The sequence below is a fragment of the Phyllobacterium sp. P5_D12 genome (genome assembly GCF_054049495.1).
On record NZ_JBFUMG010001144.1, the window covers coordinates 1 to 608 of the forward strand.

A 608-nucleotide genomic window follows, 5' to 3' on the forward strand; every position below is an offset into this window, starting at 1 on the left:
GATAAATTAATCGAAATCCAAGCCTCGCATAACGATTGCAGTTTGGATACGATGCCTTGAAAAAGGGGAATTGGGTGTAAAGAGCATAATGAACGACGAAGTGTTTCGGGTGAAATTCTGGGGAACGCGGGGAAGCGTTTCCGTATCGGGTCCCGATTTCAAACGGTATGGCGGCAATACCGCATGTATCGAAGTTCAATGCGGCAAGCATCGTATGATCTTCGACGCCGGTTCCGGCATAAGGCAGGCTGGTGATGCTTTGTCACTGGAAGGTGTTGACCACCTCGACATCTTCTACACCCATTGTCATTATGACCATATCATTGGCCTCCCCTACTTTATGCCACTCTACAATCCGATGATGAATGTGCGACTATGGTCCGGTCATCTGGCTGGGATCATGACTACGCGTGAAATGGTCAAGCAGTTCATGCGCCCGCCGTGGTTTCCTGTCGAGCCCGAAATCTGCAAGGCCAGTCTAGCTTTTCGCGATTTTCGTTCGGGCGAAGTGCTGACTGCATTCGATGGGGTCACGATCCGCACCGGTAGCCTTAATCATCCGGGCGGTTGCATCGGTTACCGCGTTGAATTTGCGGGCCGCGTACTGG

The 608-nt window shown here is 51.6% G+C and carries 1 protein-coding gene; it reads left to right on the plus strand.

Annotated features, from left to right (window positions below; translation table 11 throughout):
* Positions 1–88: 88 nt before the first annotated feature.
* A partial coding sequence (locus ACXJ5O_RS29180) for an MBL fold metallo-hydrolase (protein ID WP_457302945.1) occupies positions 89–608 on the plus strand: 520 nt, incomplete at its 3' end.